The following is an 18,351-nucleotide window of genomic DNA, read 5'->3' as shown; positions in this document are numbered from 1 at the left end:
CTCGTCGTTCACTGCGCCTCCAGCTTCGGCTTGACCTCTTCACGCCAGATCCGCTGACGTTCGGCGGTGGGCATGTGGCAGCGCACCAGGTGCCCGGGCTGGTCGGCGACCGTGAGCTCCGGCGTCAGGGTCGTGCCCAGGCCGCCGGTGCGCGGCTCGTAGGCGCAGCGCGGATGGAACGCGCACCCGGACGGCAGGTTGATCAGCGACGGCGGGAGGCCCGGGATGGGCACGAGCCGGTCCAGGTTGGGCCGGTCGATGCGCGGCATCGACCCCAGCAGACCCCACGTGTACGGGTGCTCCGGCCGCTCGAAGATCGTCCGGGCGGTGCCGTACTCGATGCAGCGGCCGCCGTACATGACCAGCACGTCGTCGGCGAGCTCGGCCACCACGCCCAGGTCGTGCGTGATCACGATGAGCGCCGAGTTGAACTCCTCCTGCAGGTTGTGCATGAGGTCGAGGATCTGCGCCTGGACCGTCACGTCCAGCGCGGTCGTCGGCTCGTCGGCGATGAGCAGCTGCGGGTCGTTCACCAGCGCCATGGCGATCATCGCGCGCTGGCGCATACCGCCGGAGAACTGGTGCGGGTAGTCGTCGACGCGGCGTGCGGGCTGCGGGATGCCGACCCGGCCCAGCATGTCGATCGCGTGCTTGCGGGCCACCTGCTTGGAGACCCGGTGGTGCACCCGGTACGCCTCGATGATCTGGTGCCCGATCGAGTAGAACGGGTGCATCGAGGACAGCGGGTCCTGGAAGATCATCGCCATCTTGGCGCCGCGCAGGGCCCGTACGGTCTCCGGCGCCGCGCTGACGAGCTCCTCGCCGTCCAGCCAGATCTGGCCCGAGACCTGGGCGTTGCGCTTGTTGTGCAGGCCCAGGATGCCGAGGCTGGTGACCGACTTGCCGGAGCCCGACTCGCCGACGATGCCCAGCGTCTTGCCGCGCTCCAGCCGGAACGACAGCCCGTCGACGCTCTTGACCAGGCCGTCGTCGGTCGGGAACGAGATCTTCAGATCCTTGACCTCGAGGAAGGGTTCGGCTGCCACTAGCTGATCCTCACTCGCGGGTCCACGACGGCGTAGAGCAGGTCGACGATCAGGTTGGCGACGACCACGAAGAGCGCGGCCATCATCGTCACGCCGAGTACCTTCGGCAGGTCGTTGTTGGTGATCGCGTCGACGGCGTACTTGCCCAGCCCCGGCAGGGAGAAGACCTGCTCGGTGAGGACGGCACCGCCGAGCAGCAGGCCGAAGTCGAGACCGAAGATGGTCAGCAGCGGTGTCAGCGCGGCCCGCAGGCCGTGCTTGACGTTCACCGCGCCCTCCGGCAGGCCCTTGGCGCGCGCCGTACGGATGTAGTCCTCGCCGAGCGTCTCCAGCATGCCGGCCCGGGTGAGCCGGGCGTACTGGGCGGAGAACTGGAAGGCGAGCACGATCCACGGCAGCAACAGCGCGTAGAACCAGTCGGCGGGATTCTCGGTGAACGGGGTGTAGGAACCGCCCGAGGCCGTCCATCCCAGCTTGTAGCTGAAGATGAGCAGGCCGATCAGGCCGGTGAAGAAGATCGGCATGGAGACGCCGGCGAGCGAGACGGTCATCGCGGCGCGGTCCAGCAGGGAGCCCCGGCGCAGCGCGGAGATCACGCCGGTCGAGACGCCGAAGAACACCCACAGCACCGCAGCGCCCACGGCGAGCGACAGCGTCACCGGCAGCCGGTCGAGCAGGTCCGGCCACACCGGCTGGCGCGTGATGAAGGAGTAGCCGAAGCAGGGCGCCGGGCAGTGCTCCGTACCGCTGCCGTAGTCGTACTCGGCGCCGAAGAAGATGCCCTTGACCCAGCGGCCGTACTGCACCCAGATCGGGTCGTAGAAGCCCAGCTTGTGGGCGATGAGGTTGACCGTCTCCGGCGTCGCGGCACGCCCCACGTACCGGGTCGCCAGCGTCTCGGGCGTCGCACCGACGAGCCGCGGAATCAGATAGAAGATCGCGAAGACGGCGGCGCTGACGATGAAGAGCAGCACGACGGCCGCTAACAGACGCCTGATGATGTACGTGATCACAGTGCCCGGCTACGACGGCCGGCCCGGGTCACCCCGGACCGGCCGCCTGCTGCCTTCACCTACCCAATCGGAACTAGGACGCCAGAGGTGGTGGTCACGCGACGCCGAGCGCCACGTAGTCGTACATCGCGTACGCCGGGTTCACGTACACGTTGGTGAGCTTCTTCGGACGGATCAGCAGCGCCTTGGAGTAGACGCCGGGGAGGATGAACGCGTCCTCCATGACCTTCTTGTCGATCGCGCCCCACTGCGCCTCGCGCGCCTTGGCGTCGGTGTTGCTCACCGCCGCGTCCAGCATCTTGTCGACCTCGGGGTCGCGGACGCTGGTGTTCGAGGAGCCACCGGTCTCCCGGATGACCCGGCTGTCGACGATCTGCGACAGGAAGCCGAAGCCGTCGTTCCAGTCCGCGCCCCAGCCGTTGACGGTCAGGCCGAGGTTGTTGGCCTTCACGTACGGCGGGTTGCCGGCGTACTGCGAGAAGTAGTCACCCTGCGGGAACGGCTTGAGCGTCAGCTTGATGCCGACCCGCGCCAGCGACTGCTGCAGCGACTCGGCGGTGGCCTTCTCCTTCGGCCGCTCCGCACGGTAGGCGATGTTGGTCGAGAAGCCGTTCGGCTGACCGCAGGCCGCCAGGGCCTCCTTGGCCTTCGCCACGTCGCCGGTGTTGTCCGGGCCCGCCGGGTACAGGTCGAACTTCTGGTAACCCGGGATGGTCGGCGGCAGGACCGTGGTGGCGATGTCGCCGCCGGCGAGCGGGCCGCCGTACGCGGTCTGGTAGCCGGTACGGTCCGCGGCGTACTCGATCGCCTTGCGGCAGTCGATGTTGTCGAGCGGCTTCACCGTGCCGACGATCGAGGTGTACCAGAGGCGGCTCTGGCTGGCGTTGTCCGTGCCCGCCTTGGCGGTCGGGTCACCCACGACGCGGCCGAGCGTGGCGGGCTGCACGCCCGTGCCGACCACGTCGATGTCCAGGTCGCCGGAGATCAGCCGGTTGTCGATGTCGTCCGCGTTGACGTTCAGCGAGACCTCGAAGCGGTCCGGCAGCGCCTTGCGGAACGGGTCGGTCTCCTGGCTCCAGTTCGGGTTCCGCTTGAGCGAGAAGTTCTTGCCGATGTTGTTCTGGTCGAACATGTACGGGCCCGTGGAGACCACGTGCTCCTTGTACTTCGCGGCCGTGTCCTTGGCCTGCGGGACCGGAACGGTCTGCGGCAGCGCGGCCATGTAGTCGAAGCCACCGAACGCCTGCTTGAGATGGAAGACGATCGTGCTGTCGTCCGGCGTCGAGATGGCCTGGTCGGTGTTGACGCCCTTGGACTTGTACGGGCCCTTGTAACCGGCCGGCAGGTTCAGGAACTGCTCGAAGTACGCCGGGCCGTTCGGGAACGTCGCCTTGTCGATCGAGCGCAGCACCGCGTACTTGACGTCGGCCGACTTGACCTCGGTGCCGTCCTCGAACTTGACGCCCTTACGGATCTTGTACGTCCACGTCTTGCCGTTGTCGTTCGTCTCGCCCAGGCCCTCGGCGAGGTCCGGGGTCAGCTCGTTGCCGGCCGCGCCCGGGGAAGCCTTGAACGTGAGCAGGCTGCGGCCGTACAGGCGCAGGAAGTCCCACGAGTAGCCGTAATATGTCTCGCCCGGGTCGAGGGTGTCCCAGTCGCCCGAGTTCGCCAGGCGGATGGTGCCGCCCTTCTTCTCGGAGGGGTTGAACACCTTGTCCAGGGCGGCGTTGAACTCCGCCTTGGAGGAGCTGCCCGAGCTGGAGTCGTCCTTGCCCCCGCCGCACGCGGCGGTCAATCCGAGCGCCAGGGCGGCCGTCGCGGCCACCAGCACCCTTGTTCTCTGGATCACTTGTAGCAACCTCCCTGAAGGAACGGCCCGCTTGGACCGCCTGGCTGGCGAAAAAGTCGTCCGGCGCATGATCAGCGTCGGCCCTTGGGGTCGAGCGCGTCGCGCAGGCCGTCACCGAACAGGTTGAAGGCCAGCACGGTGATGAAGATGGCCATGCCCGGGAAGAACATGAAATGCCAGATCGTGTAGAAGCGGGCGGCGTCGGAGAGCATCCCGCCCCAGCTGGCGGTGGGCGGCCGGACCCCGACCCCGAGGAACGACAGCGCCGCCTCGAACAGGATGTTCGTCGGGATGAGCAGCGTCGCGTAGATCAGGATGGGCGCTACAAGATTGGGCAGAAGCTCCTTGAAGATGATGTACGGCCCGCGCGCACCGAGGCTGCGCGCCGCGTCGACGAACTCGCGTTCCCGCAGCGACAGCGTCTGCCCGCGCACGATGCGGCCGATGTAGGGCCAGCTGAAGAAGCCGATGATGAAGATCAGCATGGCGATCCGCAGCGCGTCCCCGGACAGCCCGAAGGCCTTGTCCGGGATGACGCCGGCCAGCGCGATCGAGAAGACCAGCAGCGGGAAGGCCAGGAAGACGTCCATGGCCCGGCTGATCAGCGCGTCGACCCAGCCGCCGAAGAAGCCGGCCACCACGCCGAGCGTGGCGCCGATGACCACCGACAGGCCGGTCGCGAGGAACGCGATCAGCAGCGAGATCCGGGCGCCGTAGACGACCCGGCTGAAGATGTCCCGGCCGTTCTGCGGCTCGACACCGAACAGATGGTCGCCGCTGATGCCCGTGCCGCCCTTGGGGGCCAGGGTGTTGACGTCGATCAGGTTCTGGTGGAACTCGTTCGGCGGATCGCCCAGGAGCTTGACGACCAACGGGGCGAAGACCGCGACCAGGATCAGGAAGAGGACGACATAGCCGCCCGCCATGGCGACCTTGTCGCGCTTGAGCCGGGTCCAGGCGATGCGGCCGAGCGAACGGCCCTCGATCGCCTTGCCGGGGACGCTGCCCCCGGCGGGGTCCGGAGCCACCGGAGCCTGGTCAGAGACCGTGCCGGGTCCAACGACCATGAAGCGCCCGGTCCTCTCCCGGCGACCGCGCCACGACGCCTCGGCCGAGCCGGGTCAGCTGCGCTCCGGATCGGTCCGGCCCCGCAACGCGGGCAACCGATCGGTTGTCGCGTACGTGGACTACAGCCGGCCCCCGCGATGGTGACGCCGGGCCGGCATGCCGAACGTGCGAACGGGTTGCGCCGTCGCACGAGAGGAACGCTCACGTACTCGGCGGCGCGGGTCAAGACCCACCGGCCCTCGTAACCAAGTTCAGGCCGCGCCGTGATGACAGCGTGATCTGTTACCGGCACCACATCCGTACGCCCGCACCGTAACCGACCGAACGGGCAGGCCGGGCACTTTGCCGGAAGAACCCACCAAACGGCTCCGGCGCAGCGCCCGAGCGGGCGGACCCGGCCGGACCGGGTCGGCCGGACCGGTGAGGCCGGTGCGGTCCGTTCGTGGGCACGGCGGGCCCGGCGCGACGGGCGGGCGCGGCGCGGCGCGGCGGGCGGCGGTCGGCGCGGCGGGCGCGGCACGGCGGGTCGCGGCGCGGCACGGCGGGTCGCGGCGCGGCGCGGCGCGGCGGGTGGGGCATGGCGGGCACGCCGGGGGATGGGGGCGCGGCGGGCGCGCACGGTGGGCGCGGCGGGTCCCGGCCTTGCCGGGCTGCAGCGGACTTTCGTGGGCGGAGTGAGCTTTCGAATGCCGCCGCCGGCTTAGCTCAGCGGCATCGCCGGCGGCCGCCGCGTCGTGCGCGCGGGGCGTCGTGCGCGCGGGGCGTCGTGCGCGCGGGGCGTCGTGCGCGCGGGGCGTCGTGCGCGCGGGGCGTCGTGCGCGCGGGGCGTCGTGCGCGCGGGGCGCCAACGCGCCCTGAAGGCGCTCGATGCAGCCTGCGGACCGTGTCAGACGGCGCGGCGGCCTTCGAAGGCGCGGCCCAGCGTGATCTCGTCCGCGTACTCGAGGTCGCCGCCGACCGGGAGCCCGCTTGCCAGCCGGGTGACCGCGATGCCCATCGGCTTGATCATCAGTGCGAGGTACGTCGCCGTCGCCTCGCCCTCGGTGTTCGGGTCGGTGGCGAGGATCAGCTCCTTCACCTCACCCGTGCCGAGGCGCAGCAGCAGCTCGCGGATGCGCAGGTTGTCCGGCCCGATGCCCTCGAGCGGGTTGATGGCGCCACCCAGGACGTGGTAGCGGCCGCGGAACTCGCCGGTCCGCTCGATCGCCACGACGTCCTTGGGTTCCTCCACCACGCAGAGCACCTCGTTGGTGCGGCGCGGGTCGCGGCAGACCCGGCACTGCTCCGACTCGGCGACGTTGAAGCAGGTCGTGCAGAACCGGACCAGCTCCTTCACCTTGCGCAGGGAAGTGGCCAGCCGGTTCACGTCGGCGGGGTCGGCGGAGAGGATGTGGAACGCGATCCGCTGGGCGCTCTTCGGGCCGACGCCCGGCAACCGTCCCAGCTCGTCGATCAGGTCCTGGATGGCGCCTTCGTACACGGGCTCAGAACCCCGGCAGGGTCAGGCCACCGAGACCGCCGGTGGCCGGGCCCATCTTCTGCTCGGTGAGCTCGCGCTGCGCCTCGGCGGCGTTGTGGATGGCGGCGAGCACCAGGTCCTCGAGCGTCTCGACGTCGTCGGCGTCGACCGCCTTGGGGTCGATCTTCACGGACTTGAACTCGCCCAGCCCGGTCACAACGACGGTGACGAGGCCACCACCGGCGGTACCGGTGAGCTCCGCCTCGGCCAGCTCGGCCTGCGCCTGCGCCATCTGCTGCTGCATCTTCTGCGCCTGCTTCATGATCTGCTGCATGTTCGGCTGTCCACCGGGGCGCATCGCATAACTCCTCTGTCAGGGGGTGGTCGGATCCATTGTCCCGTGCCCGGCCGACACGGCCGGGAACCGGGTCAGGACTCGCTGATCCCCGCCCGGCCCGTGCGGCCGGGAACCGGGTCAGGACTCGCTGATCCCCGCCCGGCCCGTGCGGCCGGGAACCGGGTCAGGACTCGCTGATCCCCGCCCGGCCCGTGCGGCCGGGAACCGGGTCAGGACTCGCTGATCCCCGCCCGGCCCGTGCGGCCGGGAACCGGGTCAGGACTCGCTGATCCCCGCCCGGCCCGTGCGGCCGGGAACCGGGTCAGGACTCGCTGATCCCCGCCCGGCCCGTGCGGCCGGGATCCGGGTCAGGACTCGCTGATCTTCTCCGCCCCGAAGGCTTCCCGCAGCAACTGCACGGCCTGCTGCTCGCTGCTCTGGCGCGCGGTTCGTTCGTCGATCACGTCGTCGAGCGGCTCGTCCCCCGGATCGAACCCTTCCAACGCGGCCCCGTCGGCGGCGCGCGGCGGGCCGTCGTACTCGGGGTCGTACGGGGCTTCCTCGGTCGGCGAACCGTCCGACCAGGAGTCCGCCGGGCCGGTGCCGGGTTTCGCGGAGGGGCCACCGGCGGGCGCAGCGGGGCTGCCCGGCGCGGTGCGTACGGCAGCCACGGCCCCGGCTCCGCGGGCCGCAGCGGCTCGGGCCGCGGCCAAGCCGCTGCTCGGCGCGGGACCGCCACCCAGGCGACCTTTCGCGGGAGCCGGCGGGGAAACGGCGGCTGCGGCGGGTGCGGCCGCCGCCTGCTGGGCCGCGGCAACAGGGCTGGCCGCTGCCGCCGCGGTGCCGGAGCCGACCGTTGAACCGGGCCCGGACCCGCCGACCGGACCGGCTCCAGACCTGGCGGCCGACGTCGACGCGTCGCCATCGGAAGCGGGCACGGTCGGGGAACCAGCGGCAACCGGCGCGGGGCCACCGCTCGAGGACGCTGCCACAGCGGCGTCCGGCGCCGTACCGGCCTCGGTCGATCCATTGACGGCCGCCGGACCGCTGCGGACGGCCGGGCTCGGGGCGTCCCCGGGGTCGGCCCCTCGGCTCACGACCGGCGCGCTGCCGCCCGGCCGGACCGGCTCGGGCCACTCGTCGTCCTCGCCGTCATCCGCGACGGCCGGGGAGGCAGCCGACGGGACAGCGGCGGCCGATCCGCCGGGCCGGGCCGGTTCCGGCCAGCCGCCGTCGTCGTCGTCCTCGGCGGCGGCCTGCGGCGTGGTGACCGCTTCACGCGTCGACGCCGTACGCGCCTGAGCCGGCGCAACCTGCTGAGGAGCATCGGCGCGGGTGGCTCCGCGCCCGGGCGGCACAGCTGAGCCGCCCTGCGGTCCACGGCTGGTCCCCTGCGAGGGCCCGCTCTCGCCCGCGACGTCGCAGCGGATCTGCCAGCGGCCGCCGAGCGCCTCGTACAGGGCGTCGGCGATGAGCTGCGGTTCCGCGGCGACCATGCGGGCGTGCGCGGGGAAGCGGAACGTCAGGACGACGGTCTGGCCGTCGAGGTCGCGGACCGTGGCGCCCTGCGCGAGCGCGGCGATCTTCTTGCTCTTCCGGCCGACCGTGCCGATGATCTCGTGCCACACCTCGCGGATGGCGGCGGCGGAGAGCTGGCCGGGCACCGCGGCGTCGGCGGCGCTGCCCAGCTCGTCGGGGGCGTCCGGCATGATCCCGGCCGGCTCGGCCCGCCGCGGTTCGGGTGCGCGCGCCGGAGCGGGGGACGTCGGCGCGACCGGCTCGGACTCCGCCGGACCAGCAGACGGCTCCACCGGATCGGTAGGTGCGCCCGGACCGGCGGCGTCGTGCGTCGGAGATGGGTCAGCGGCCGGCATCTCAACCGGACCAGGCGTCGAGGCGGAGTCGGAAACCGCGTCGGCCTCGGCGGAGACGACACCGGCGGAAGCAGGCACATCATCAGCGGGCGAAACGGCGGCCGACGCCGGAGCAGCCGCCGGAGCAGCGGACCCCGGAGCGGCCGCGGGAGAACCCGTACGCCGCGCAGCCGCCGCGGCCGCCGCACGCGCCGCGGACAACCCACCGCTGGACCCGGCCGGCACCGCACCCCCGGCTCCCGCCTCGGTAGCTGCCGCATCAGCCGCGATCGGCGTCGTGGGCTGCGGGGACGGGTGCTCGTGGCGTACGGGATCGGCGTCTGTCGTCAGCGTGAGCCGCCGCTCCATGCGCTCCAGACGCTGGAGCAGGGCGCCGCTGGAGTCGTCCGCGCCGGGCAGCAGCATGCGGGCCGTGATCAGCTCGAGCAGCAGCCGCGGGGCGGTCGTGCCGCGCATCTCGACCAGGCCGTTGTGCACGATGTCCGCGCAGCGGGACAGGGTCGCGGGGCCGAGCCGGGTGGCCTGGGCGGCCATCTGGTCGAGCTGGTCCGCGGGGCCGTCGATGAGGCCCTTGGTGACCGCGTCGGGCACCTGCTGCAGGATGATCAGGTCGCGGAAGCGTTCGAGCAGGTCGGAGGCGAAGCGGCGAGCGTCGTGGCCGGCCTCGGCCACCCGGTCGATCGTCTGGTACGCCGCGGCGCCGTCCCCGGCGGCCAGCGCGTCGCACATCTCGTCGATGAGCGTGACGTCGGTGACACCGAGCAGCGCGACCGCCCGCGGGTAGCTGACGCCCTCGGGCCCGGCGCCGGCGATGAGCTGGTCGAGCACGGACAGCGAGTCCCGGGCGCTTCCCCCGCCCGCGCGCACGACCAGCGGGAACACCGCCGGGTCGACGTGGACGCCCTCGGCCTCGGTCAACTGCTGCAGGTACGGCCGGAGCGTCGCCGGCGGGATCAGCCGGAACGGGTAGTGATGGGTCCGCGACCGGATCGTGCCGAGCACCTTCTCCGGCTCGGTCGTGGCGAAGATGAACTTCACGTACTCCGGGGGCTCCTCGACGAGCTTGAGGAGCGCGTTGAAGCCGGCCGACGAGACCATGTGCGCCTCGTCGATGACGTAGATCTTGTAGCGGCTGCTCGCGGGCGCGAAGAACGCCTTCTCCCGCAGGTCACGCGCGTCGTCGACGCCGCCGTGGCTGGCCGCGTCGATCTCGATGACGTCGATCGACCCGGCGCCGTCGTTGGCCAGCGACCGGCAGGAGGCGCACGTGCCGCACGGCTCGGGCGTCGGCCCCTGCTCGCAGTTCAGCGACCGGGCGAGGATCCGCGCGCTGGAGGTCTTGCCACACCCGCGCGGGCCGGAGAACAGGTACGCATGGTGCAACCGCCCGCTGCGCAACGCCTGCGACAGCGGCTCGGTGACGTGCTCCTGCCCGATGACCTCGGCGAACGTACGCGGCCGGTACTTGCGGTAGAGGGCCAGTGCCACTCCTGCCTCCTCTGGACGACCGCGCCATTCTCCGTCGAGGGTGTGACAAGAACAAACGCCGTGCCCCAGAAGTGAAGGACCCCTCGTGCACCCGCCAGAGCCCGCTTATCCTTGCTGCCTTCCGGCCCTGGGGAGGTTCACGGGGTACGCGCCGCACGAGGGGCTGCTGAACAGGGTACCCGGCGGCTCGGGGCGGACACGGGGTGGTCCCGGGGAAACCAGGACGACGGGGTCTGTATCCTGTCGGACGGAGGATTCGCCTAGAGGCCTAGGGCGCACGCTTGGAAAGCGTGTTGGGTTCACACCCTCACGAGTTCGAATCTCGTATCCTCCGCCAGCCTCACCAGGCAGACGTTGAAAGGCCGGACCCGCGGGTCCGGCCTTTCCCATGTCCGGCCACGCTACGGTGTCCGATCATGGGAGCTATCAAGCCGTGGCACATCTTCCTGCTGTTGGTCTGCCTCATCGTCGTCGGTTCGATCGCCGCCGCCCTGGTGACGCTGATGGTGAAGAATCGGCGGCGCTGAGGGGACGGCGGCGCTGGCGCGAACCGCGTACCTTTTGATCATGCTCAGCCGATTGATGGACGCCACTGCCCGCCACCGGCGTCTCATCGTGGCCGTCGAGCTGGCCGTTGCGGTCGTCCTGGTCGTGCTCAACGCCCGGCGTGCGGACGTGATCCGGACGCTCTTCCCGTGGGAGATCGGCGTCGCGCTGCTCGGCGGTGCTCTGGCGATCGCGGCGTTCAACCGGCGGCCCAGGACCCTCGAAGTCGCGCCTGACCTGCGCGCGTTCGTGACACCGGCCGGCCCCGGCACCGTCTTCCTGCTGGGCGCGTGGGTGCCGATCGCGAGTTCGAACATCGGTTCGGGCCTGCGCGACCTCGCGGATCGCGAGGATCTGTGGCAGCTCGACCTGGCCTCCCTGGTCTGCTACGGGGTCGCGCTCCTTCTGCTCGTACGGACCCTGTGGATCAGCCCGGGTCTCGAGCTGCGGCACGACGGAATGCTGGATCGTTCCGTGGCCGGGTCGCTGTTCGTTCCTTGGGAAGCGTTCGCCCTGGATCGGCCCGCGTGTCCGACCGGCAAGCCCGGCCAGGTGGCGTTCGCCTACCGCAATCCCGAGCTGGTGCGCCGCCGGGGGCTTCCGCGCGGCCGGGAGCAGATGACCGTGACCGGTGTCGACCTGTGGTTCCTGTCGCGGGCGATTCACCACTACGTCACGCAGCCCGCCTTCCGGGCCGCCATCGGCACCGACGTGGAGTACCGCCGCCTCCGGCAGAGCCTGCAGGTCACACCGGAACGGGGGTGACGTCCTCCATCGTCCGCACCCGGGGCATCGGTGACCGGATCAACCAGAGCGAACCGAGCACTCCGCCCACGGCCGCGAGCAGCAGCGTGGGCCGCAGCCCGAGCAGGTCACCGAGCAACCCGCCGACCACCGCCCCCACCGGCCGCGCGCCGTAGTTGATCGTGCCGTAGACGCCGGCGACCCGGCTGCGCATCTCGTCCGCCATGGCCACGGCATTCACCGAGTTCAGGTTGATGTCCATCAGCATCACGCCGAAGCCCGCCACCGCCTCGGCCGCCGCGAGAACGGTCGCGGCCGGCCATGGCGGGCCGGCGGCCAGCGCGATCGCGGCGGTCGGCGCCGGGAACAGGACGGCGCCGAGCACCATCGTCCGGCCGACGCCGAACCGCCGGGACAGCCGGGGCGCCAGCGCCGCCCCGGCGAGCCCGCCGAACGCGCCGACGCCGAGTGCGAGGCCGAGCAGGGAGACCGGGAGGCCGAGCGTACGGGTGGCGAACAGCACCAGCAGCGCCTGCGCCACGAACCCGAAGAAGTTGACCGTCGTCACGCAACCCAGCCCGGCGCGCAGGTATTCGTGCCGCAGCACGTACCGCAAGCCGGACAGCGCCGACGACGAGGCCGCGACCGGCGCCGGGCCGACCTTGATCCGGGTGATCAGCAGGGCCGAGGCCAGGAACGACAGGGCGTCGGCGAGCAGGGCGACCGGGGCGGTCAGGGCCTGGATGAGGAGGCCGCCGAGGGCCGGTCCGGCGACGAACGACGCCGAGCGGCTGATGCTGAGCTTGCTGTTGGCATCGACGTACCGGTCGCGGTGGACCAGGGCCACGAAGAACGACGGGTACGCCGACGAGAAGAGCACCTGGCCGGCGCCGGCGAGCAGGGCCACCGCGAAGAGCTGGGTGAGCGTGACGGCGCCGAGCCAGTGGGCGACCGGGAGGCTCATCAGCGCGGCCGCCCGCAGCAGGTCCGCGGCTATCAGCAGGCGCCGGCGGTCGGGCCGGCGGTCCACCCAGGGGCCGACGAGGACCGCGAACAGGTTCGGCGTCCAGATGGCCGCGGTGAGCAGTCCCACCTGCGTCGGGCCGGCGCTGAGGGTGACCACCGCGATGACGGGCAGCGCCAGCTCGGTGATCCGGTCGCCGAACTGGGAGATCGTCTGCCCCGCCCACAGCTTGCCGAAGCGGGTCACGACGGCAGGTAGTGCCGGAGGATCCGGACCTTGCGCGCTCCGTCGGGCGCGTCGGCCCCGGCGCGGTGGACGTACGGCGCGATCAGCTTGTCGATCTTCGCGGCCAGATCGGCGAGCTCGTCGACGGTGAGCGGCACGGTGGTGTTGGAGACGCCCGCGTGCAGCACCCATTCCGGCGGCAGCGTGGGCGCCACCTGCGCGGTCCAGGCGGCCACCTGTTCCTGGGCGGTGACCATCAGCTGTTCGCCGAGGGCCCGGCCCGCGGCCTGGGAGTCGGGATCGGTGCCCATGCGGACCGAGAAGCCGCGTGCGACGGCTTTCCACCAGCGTTGCCGGCGGTCGCCCGGCACCTCGTCCGGGTCGGCGTCGGTGACCAGGCCGAAGCCGGCGAGGTGCCGCAGGTGCCAGCTCGTCACGGACGGCGTCGCACCGACGTGCGCCGACAGCCCGGTCGCGGTCGCGGGCCCGTTGCGCTGCAGGAACGACAGGATCGCGAGGCGTACGGGATGAGCGAGCGCACGCATCGCCTGGGGGTCGCTGATCTCCACATCGCCGAACGGATTCGTGAGAGACATGTCTCGAGAGTAATCTCTCACATCTGGCGGGAGCAACCGCTGCGGCCCCTGGGCGGTCTAGATGCGAGCCGCCGCGATGGCGTCGTCGACCTCCGGGAAGATCGCGAAGTAGCGGCTCAGCCCCACCGTGTCGAGCAGCTCGGCGACGAAGGGGTTGGCGCCGGCGAAGCTCAGCCAGCCGCCGCGGGCGACGATGACCTGCTTGGCGGTGATGAACGCGCTGAGCCCCACGGAGTCGCAGAACTTGAGGTCGCAGAGGTCGACGACGATCCGCGGCACCGGGCGTTCGAGCAGGCCGGCGATGAGGTCGTGGAGTTTCGGGGCGGTGCCCGCATCGAGTTCGCCGCTCAGGCGGAGCACGGCGACGTCGGTGCGGTGATCGGTCACGGTGGCCTGCATGGGATCGCTTTCGTCCTGGTTGCGCGGCTCCTCAATCTAGAGCGGTTTGATCATCAGATGGCGCACACCGCGTCCGTCCGGTTTACGAACGAGGATCCGCATTGCGCAGGCGGATGCCGCTGAACTGCAGCGATGAGGCGACGAACCGGTCCCAGAGGGGCCACAGCTGCCGCACGAGCCGCAGTTCGATGCCCGCGCCGGCGTGTCGCGCCAGCAGATCACCGACCGGCTCGGGCGGTCCGAGCGGCTCCACCGGCTCGGTGGCGACCATCGCGTACGGGCGCGGTGTCCCGATCGGACGGAACGGCGCGGCGTCGAAGCGGTACGCATACACCCGGGCGGTCTGCATCCGGTGCAGCCAGCCGTACTCGATGGCGTGCACCCGGGTCGCGCCGAGGAGGCGGCGGTCGGTGTCCACAGTGTCCGGTCCCGGCCACGCCAGCACCCGCGGGCAGTCGCGGGGGAACCAGTAGGAGGGCGCCTGCTCGGCGTCGAGAGCCCACACGTACGGCTCGGCCTGGCCGGCGGCTGGACGCATGCCAACGGTGTAACAGAACCGGGCCGGACCCGCGGGGGGTCCGGCCCGGTCAACGGCTGGCCGAGAGAAGTCAGATGCGGCGCAGCCCGGCGGCTCCTGGCGTCAGATCTGACGCCACCGCCAGCGTGGACCCCGCCACGCGTCAGCCAGGATCAGCGCGGAGGCCTTACCCGGACACTGCTGCACCTTGGATTTGCCCTGGGGGCCGCCCATCTGGGCCTCGACCTCCCAGACTTCTCCGTCGGTGCGGACGTAGACGTCCCGGCGCGCGAGCCGGACGTCACCATTCCACCAGTGCTGCTCAACTCTCACGGGTCAACTTTATGACAGACATAGACAACTCTGCGCGATGCGAATCTGCGAAAGTTTTTCGCCGGGCGGCCGGAGCGAGTTGTCCGATCCGGTGGTTTTCCGCCTGATACCTTGCGTCACGGCGACATATTAGGGCGGCGTCTTAACAGACACTCTCAGTAGTTGTCGCAGGTCGGACGTTCGCGCTCGATTCGACGAAACGGTACCGACACGCGCGTGTCATCTCACCAGCGCATTTGATCATGGAATCGAGCCGAGCGGCGGCGGCGAGCCGGGCCAGACGAGAAGAACTCGGCACGGTGCGTGATCGACCACAAAACGCGTACGGTGTCCCAGGCTCCGGGGTCCGAGCCGTCGCTGATCACCGTCACGGGCCAGGATCAAGAGGTCCGCGGAGGCACACGAGGCCAGCACTTCGTGTTCAGGACGACCACGCAGAGTGAGAATTTTGGCCGGCCGGTCGAGCCGTTGCGCGGCCGCTCCCAGCAACCGGCGTTCGGCCGCCGCGAGCAGCTCCGCGGGATCGGCGCCGGCGACCCGGCCCAGCAGCCCGGCGGAGCCGCTCAGCGCCGCCTCGGTGCCCACGTCCGAGACGTGCAGCAGGGTGACCTCGCCGGGAAGGTCGCGCGCCGCGTCGATGCACGCTTCCCACGTGCCCTCGTCGAGCCACACCAGGATCTTCACAGTCCCGACACTCGCAGACCCAGCCACAGCGACGCCACCCCCACGAGCAGACAGGCCGGAACGGTCAGCGCACCGAGCCGCAGGAACTCCCCGGTCACCGGCGGAGCGCCACGGTGGTGCAGGATCCGCCGCCACAGCAGGGTCGCGAGCGAACCCACGTACGTGAGGTTGGGCCCGATGTTGGCGCCCAGCAGGACCGCGAGCACCAGCCCCGGGGAGTGCGCGGCGAGCGGCAGCAGCATCAGCGTCGCGGGCAGGTTGTTGAGCAGGTTCGCCAGCACGGCGGCCAGGCCGGCCATGAGCAGCAGGCCGAGCAGGTCCGGCCGGTGCGGCGCCACGCGGTCGACGATCGTGCCGAACCCGCCGCGGCTCACCGCGAGCACCACGACGCCCAACGCCAGAACGAAGAGACAGAAACCCGGATTGGCTCTGCTTACGAGCGTCCCGACCGGCTCCTTCTGGCGTACGGCGAGCACCAGCGCACCGCCCAGCGCGACCCACGCCGGGTGCACGCCCACCGGCCCGCTGATCGCGAACCCGGCCAGCGTCAGCCCCAGCACGACCAGGGCGAACCGCGGCGGCCGCTCCACCGGCACGTCGGCGGGCCGCGGCGGCGTACCCAGGTCGTCGGCGAAGAAGCGGCGCAGAATCAGGTACTCGACCGCGATGACGGCGAGCCACGGCAGGGCCATCAACCCGGCGAACGTCAGGAACGACAGGCCGGCGGCCGACATCGCGAGCAGGTTCGTGAGGTTGGACACCGGCAGCAGCAGGGAGGCCGAGTTCGCCAGGTGGTTGCAGGCGTACACGTGCGGCCGCGGGCGTACGGCCAGCGTCGACGCCGTGGCGAAGACCACCGGGGTCAGCAGCACGACGGTGGCGTCGAGGCTGAGCGCCGCCGTCACCACGGACGCGATGACGAAGACCAGCCCGAGCAGGCGCTGCGGCGACCCGCGGCTCCACCGGGCGGCGATCGTGCCGGCGTACCGGAAGACCCCCGCCTCGTCCGCGAGGTAGGCGAGCAGCAGCACCGCCGCCAGGAAGCCGACCGTCGGGCCCAGCTCGGCCAGCTCACTGACGGCGTCGCGCCACGGAACCAGCCCGGCCACCACGGCGACGACGGCGGCGGGCACCGCGGCGACCGCCTCGGGAAGCCCCCGCGGCCGGGCCACGGCGAAGCCGAGCACGCCGACCAGCAGGACGAGCGAGGCCACGGTGATCACAAGCGGCCCATGGTGCCCGCATCGCGTAGCGTCGAAACCATGCTCCGCCGATGGCTCCTCGCCGCCGTCCTGCTCGCGCTGGGCGGCATCCTCGCCGTGACGTCGGGATGGCCCTTCCTCGTCGTGTTCGCGCTGCTCGCGCTGGTGGCGTCCCCGCTGCTGTTCCCGCGGTCCGTCCAGGCCGCCGAAGCCCAGCGGCGCAGCGCCGCCGACGGCAGGGCGATCGTCTACTGGCGGCCCGGCTGCCCGTTCTGCGTCCGCCTGCGCGCCACGCTCGGCCTGCGGTCACGCCGGGCCCACTGGGTCGACATCTGGCAGGACCCGGAGGGCGCGGCGGCCGTCCGGGCGGTCGCGGACGGCAACGAAACGGTCCCGACGGTGATCCTGGCCGGCACCGCGCACGTCAACCCCGATCCGCGGTGGCTGCGGTCCGCGCTCTGAGGAGCATGTGCGCCACCACCAGCGGTACGACGCCCGCGGGATACCAGGCGACGTCGGCCCAGTCGAAGTGCGACCCGAGCACCAGCCGCGCGATCAGGCTGCGCTCGGAGAGCCCGGCCGGTACGCCGCTGAGCTGGAACGCCTCGACCGCCCAGCAGAACGCGACCGCGACGACGCCGGCCGGCAGGGGCGCTGTGGCCGGCCGCAGGACGAGGACGCCGGCGTAGACCATCGAGGCGTAGAGCGCGGTGCCGGCGTTCTGTGCGAACGCCCCGCCGCCCCCGGCCCGGACGGCGAGCCCCAGCCCGACGATCAGGACGGCACCGACGAGGGCGACCGCCCGGCTGCGCAGCATGCGGGCGATGCTAGAGGTCTCCACCGAACCGGCCGGACGGCGGCGCGCAGGGGCCGGGACGGCATCGCCGGGGCGTGGGTCACGGGCGCTTGCTGCGGCCGTCCTCAAATGGTCAGTTTTCCGACGCCTGGACCGCGCAGATCGGCGAGCGCGACCGACCGCCCGGCCGCGGCCATGGCGAGGGCCTCGACGGGCCCGGCCACCTCGGCGCCGGACCCCCACGCCCGGCCGGTGTCGGTCGCGACCAGGCGCAGGCCGCGCAGCCGGCCCGGCCGGACCAGCGCCGGCGCGACCGAGGGCGAGGTCAGGTAGTCCATCAGGACGTGCCAGTGCTCGACGGGCACGTCGGCGTCCAGGCCGAGCGGCCGCGCGATGTCGCGCAGGTGCAGGCACGTGTCCGCGAACGGTCCCATCGGCCCGACGCGGGGCGGGACCACCCGGTCGCCGGCGTGTTCGCGCAGCAGCCGGACCAGTTCGGTGCGCGGCCGGCGCGCGAGGCGCCGGGTGATGTGGTCGACGGTCCGGTCGGTGTCGCCGCGGTAGCGCATCGCGGTGAGGAGGAACCGGCCGAATCCGATCAGCATGGGCTGGACGACGTGCGCCGCCATGTGCCGCACCGTCCACCCGGCACACAGGGTCGGATGCTCCCACTGCGGTTCGTCGAGGGAGTCGAGGACGTCGGCGATCAGCCGGCGGTTGGCCGTGGTCATCTCGAAGATCGTCATTCGGCGGCCCGCTTCCGTACGTCGCGACCCAGTGCCTGCAACACCTTGGCCGCGGTGGCGATGTCGTCGGGGGTGCACTCCGGCGCCATCGCCGCGAGGTGGCGCAGGTCGTCGGCGTGGATGCGGGCGAAGACCTCGGCGCCCGGCGGGGTGAGGGCAACGAGGACGGACCGCCGGTGGGCCGGGTTGGGGCGGATCTCGACGTGTCCGAGCCGGATCAGATCGTCGACGTGGCGCTGAACGCCCTGCCGCGCGAGATCGAGCCGGGCGGCGATGGCCGGTACGGTCGCCGGGCCGGTCTCGGACAGGACCTCCAGGACCGCCCGCATGCCGACGGTCAGCTGGTACGGCCGCAGCGCCGCCTCGACCACCCGGGCGGAGTTGAGCGTGAGCGGGCGGACGTGGCGCAGCAGGCCGTACAGCGCGGCGCCCCGGTCGACGGACATGACAACAATGATGTCATAT

General features: G+C 71.6%; 19 protein-coding genes, 1 tRNA gene and 1 other RNA gene. 3 read left to right on the top strand and 18 right to left on the bottom strand.

All coding sequences use genetic code 11. The features are described 5' to 3' along the window. Positions 1-8 precede the first annotated feature (8 nt). From COUCH_RS02320 to ffs, 8 genes are all read right to left on the bottom strand, one after another. Positions 9-1,046 (bottom strand): ABC transporter ATP-binding protein, encoded by a 1,038-nt coding sequence (locus COUCH_RS02320; RefSeq protein ID WP_249610463.1) that lies wholly within the window; start codon positions 1,044-1,046, stop codon positions 9-11. Then, positions 1,046-2,059, bottom strand: a complete 1,014-nt coding sequence (locus tag COUCH_RS02315; protein ID WP_249610462.1) for an ABC transporter permease — start codon at positions 2,057-2,059, stop codon at positions 1,046-1,048. The genes COUCH_RS02320 and COUCH_RS02315 overlap by 1 nt, the downstream gene beginning before the upstream one ends. 94 nt (positions 2,060-2,153) lie before the next feature. Further along, complete coding sequence (locus tag COUCH_RS02310; protein ID WP_249610461.1) at positions 2,154-3,908, bottom strand: ABC transporter substrate-binding protein; 1,755 nt, start codon at positions 3,906-3,908, stop codon at positions 2,154-2,156. Positions 3,909-3,979: 71 nt separating this feature from the next. Beyond that, the gene (locus tag COUCH_RS02305; protein ID WP_249610460.1) at positions 3,980-4,975 is read right to left on the bottom strand and encodes an ABC transporter permease; all 996 of its coding nucleotides are present in this window, start codon (positions 4,973-4,975) and stop codon (positions 3,980-3,982) included. A gap of 887 nt (positions 4,976-5,862) precedes the next feature. Continuing rightward, positions 5,863-6,456, bottom strand: coding sequence for a recombination mediator RecR (gene recR, locus COUCH_RS02300; RefSeq protein ID WP_199510166.1), 594 nt, complete (start codon positions 6,454-6,456; stop codon positions 5,863-5,865). Positions 6,457-6,460: 4 nt separating this feature from the next. Then, positions 6,461-6,793 (bottom strand): YbaB/EbfC family nucleoid-associated protein, encoded by a 333-nt coding sequence (locus COUCH_RS02295; protein WP_199510165.1) that lies wholly within the window; start codon positions 6,791-6,793, stop codon positions 6,461-6,463. Between the two features lie 347 nt (positions 6,794-7,140). Continuing rightward, complete coding sequence (locus COUCH_RS02290) at positions 7,141-10,134, bottom strand: DNA polymerase III subunit gamma and tau (RefSeq protein WP_249610459.1); 2,994 nt, start codon at positions 10,132-10,134, stop codon at positions 7,141-7,143. A gap of 71 nt (positions 10,135-10,205) precedes the next feature. Then, positions 10,206-10,302: signal recognition particle sRNA small type (gene ffs / locus COUCH_RS02285), an RNA gene on the bottom strand. A gap of 81 nt (positions 10,303-10,383) precedes the next feature. Between ffs and COUCH_RS02280 the strand changes: the two genes are divergently transcribed. Both COUCH_RS02280 and COUCH_RS02275 read left to right on the top strand, forming a co-directional pair. Next, positions 10,384-10,471 (top strand) — tRNA-Ser (locus COUCH_RS02280). Between the two features lie 230 nt (positions 10,472-10,701). Beyond that, positions 10,702-11,445 (top strand): hypothetical protein, encoded by a 744-nt coding sequence (locus COUCH_RS02275; protein WP_249610458.1) that lies wholly within the window; start codon positions 10,702-10,704, stop codon positions 11,443-11,445. On the opposite strand, the gene COUCH_RS02270 is transcribed toward COUCH_RS02275, so the two are convergent. The 7 genes from COUCH_RS02270 to COUCH_RS02240 all read right to left on the bottom strand — a co-directional run bounded on the left by COUCH_RS02270 (position 11,426) and on the right by COUCH_RS02240 (position 16,365). After that, positions 11,426-12,634 (bottom strand): MFS transporter, encoded by a 1,209-nt coding sequence (locus COUCH_RS02270; RefSeq protein ID WP_249610457.1) that lies wholly within the window; start codon positions 12,632-12,634, stop codon positions 11,426-11,428. The two genes, COUCH_RS02275 and COUCH_RS02270, sit on opposite strands and share 20 nt — an antisense overlap. Next, complete coding sequence (locus tag COUCH_RS02265) at positions 12,631-13,209, bottom strand: helix-turn-helix domain-containing protein (RefSeq protein ID WP_249610456.1); 579 nt, start codon at positions 13,207-13,209, stop codon at positions 12,631-12,633. The genes COUCH_RS02270 and COUCH_RS02265 overlap by 4 nt, the downstream gene beginning before the upstream one ends. Positions 13,210-13,266: 57 nt before the next feature. Further along, positions 13,267-13,596, bottom strand: a complete 330-nt coding sequence (locus COUCH_RS02260) for an STAS domain-containing protein (protein WP_249610455.1) — start codon at positions 13,594-13,596, stop codon at positions 13,267-13,269. A 94-nt stretch (positions 13,597-13,690) separates the two neighbouring features. Then, positions 13,691-14,146 (bottom strand): DUF6886 family protein, encoded by a 456-nt coding sequence (locus COUCH_RS02255; protein WP_249610454.1) that lies wholly within the window; start codon positions 14,144-14,146, stop codon positions 13,691-13,693. Positions 14,147-14,248: 102 nt separating this feature from the next. Then, complete coding sequence (locus COUCH_RS02250) at positions 14,249-14,458, bottom strand: hypothetical protein (RefSeq protein WP_249610453.1); 210 nt, start codon at positions 14,456-14,458, stop codon at positions 14,249-14,251. A gap of 240 nt (positions 14,459-14,698) precedes the next feature. Further along, the gene (locus tag COUCH_RS02245) at positions 14,699-15,142 is read right to left on the bottom strand and encodes a universal stress protein (RefSeq protein WP_249610452.1); all 444 of its coding nucleotides are present in this window, start codon (positions 15,140-15,142) and stop codon (positions 14,699-14,701) included. Next, positions 15,139-16,365 (bottom strand): ArsB/NhaD family transporter, encoded by a 1,227-nt coding sequence (locus tag COUCH_RS02240; protein ID WP_249610451.1) that lies wholly within the window; start codon positions 16,363-16,365, stop codon positions 15,139-15,141. The genes COUCH_RS02245 and COUCH_RS02240 overlap by 4 nt, the downstream gene beginning before the upstream one ends. Before the next feature lie 39 nt (positions 16,366-16,404). Between COUCH_RS02240 and COUCH_RS02235 the strand changes: the two genes are divergently transcribed. Then, positions 16,405-16,806 (top strand): glutaredoxin domain-containing protein, encoded by a 402-nt coding sequence (locus COUCH_RS02235; RefSeq protein ID WP_249610450.1) that lies wholly within the window; start codon positions 16,405-16,407, stop codon positions 16,804-16,806. Here the strand turns inward: COUCH_RS02235 and COUCH_RS02230 are convergent. From COUCH_RS02230 to COUCH_RS02220, 3 genes are all read right to left on the bottom strand, one after another. Continuing rightward, positions 16,769-17,161: a DUF2809 domain-containing protein gene (locus COUCH_RS02230; protein ID WP_249610449.1), complete on the bottom strand. Its 393-nt coding sequence runs from the start codon at positions 17,159-17,161 to the stop codon at positions 16,769-16,771. The genes COUCH_RS02235 and COUCH_RS02230 overlap by 38 nt on opposite strands. Before the next feature lie 104 nt (positions 17,162-17,265). After that, a complete protein-coding gene (locus COUCH_RS02225; RefSeq protein WP_249610448.1) occupies positions 17,266-17,886 on the bottom strand; it encodes a maleylpyruvate isomerase family mycothiol-dependent enzyme in 621 nt (206 codons plus the stop codon). Beyond that, positions 17,883-18,332, bottom strand: a complete 450-nt coding sequence (locus COUCH_RS02220; RefSeq protein WP_249610447.1) for a MarR family winged helix-turn-helix transcriptional regulator — start codon at positions 18,330-18,332, stop codon at positions 17,883-17,885. Before COUCH_RS02220 ends, COUCH_RS02225 begins: the two co-directional genes overlap by 4 nt. Positions 18,333-18,351: the final 19 nt, after the last annotated feature.

Source organism: Couchioplanes caeruleus, assembly GCF_023499255.1.
GTDB lineage: Bacteria > Actinomycetota > Actinomycetes > Mycobacteriales > Micromonosporaceae > Actinoplanes > Actinoplanes caeruleus_A.
Note: the sequence above shows the minus strand (reverse complement) of the source record. Positions and strands in the feature narration are given on the sequence as shown.

Bases quoted from the DNA above. Each gene is read 5' to 3' on its own strand.
- COUCH_RS02305 (WP_249610460.1), bottom strand. From the start codon at position 4,975: ATGGTCGTTGGACCCGGCACGGTCTCTGACCAGGCTCCGGTGGCTCCG.
- COUCH_RS02295 (WP_199510165.1), bottom strand. From the start codon at position 6,793: ATGCGCCCCGGTGGACAGCCGAACATGCAGCAGATCATGAAGCAGGCG.
- COUCH_RS02275 (WP_249610458.1), top strand. From the start codon at position 10,702: ATGCTCAGCCGATTGATGGACGCCACTGCCCGCCACCGGCGTCTCATC.
- COUCH_RS02265 (WP_249610456.1), bottom strand. From the start codon at position 13,209: ATGTCTCTCACGAATCCGTTCGGCGATGTGGAGATCAGCGACCCCCAG.
- COUCH_RS02255 (WP_249610454.1), bottom strand. From the start codon at position 14,146: ATGCGTCCAGCCGCCGGCCAGGCCGAGCCGTACGTGTGGGCTCTCGAC.
- COUCH_RS02235 (WP_249610450.1), top strand. From the start codon at position 16,405: ATGCTCCGCCGATGGCTCCTCGCCGCCGTCCTGCTCGCGCTGGGCGGC.
- COUCH_RS02230 (WP_249610449.1), bottom strand. From the start codon at position 17,161: ATGCTGCGCAGCCGGGCGGTCGCCCTCGTCGGTGCCGTCCTGATCGTC.
- COUCH_RS02225 (WP_249610448.1), bottom strand. From the start codon at position 17,886: ATGACGATCTTCGAGATGACCACGGCCAACCGCCGGCTGATCGCCGAC.
- COUCH_RS02220 (WP_249610447.1), bottom strand. From the start codon at position 18,332: ATGTCCGTCGACCGGGGCGCCGCGCTGTACGGCCTGCTGCGCCACGTC.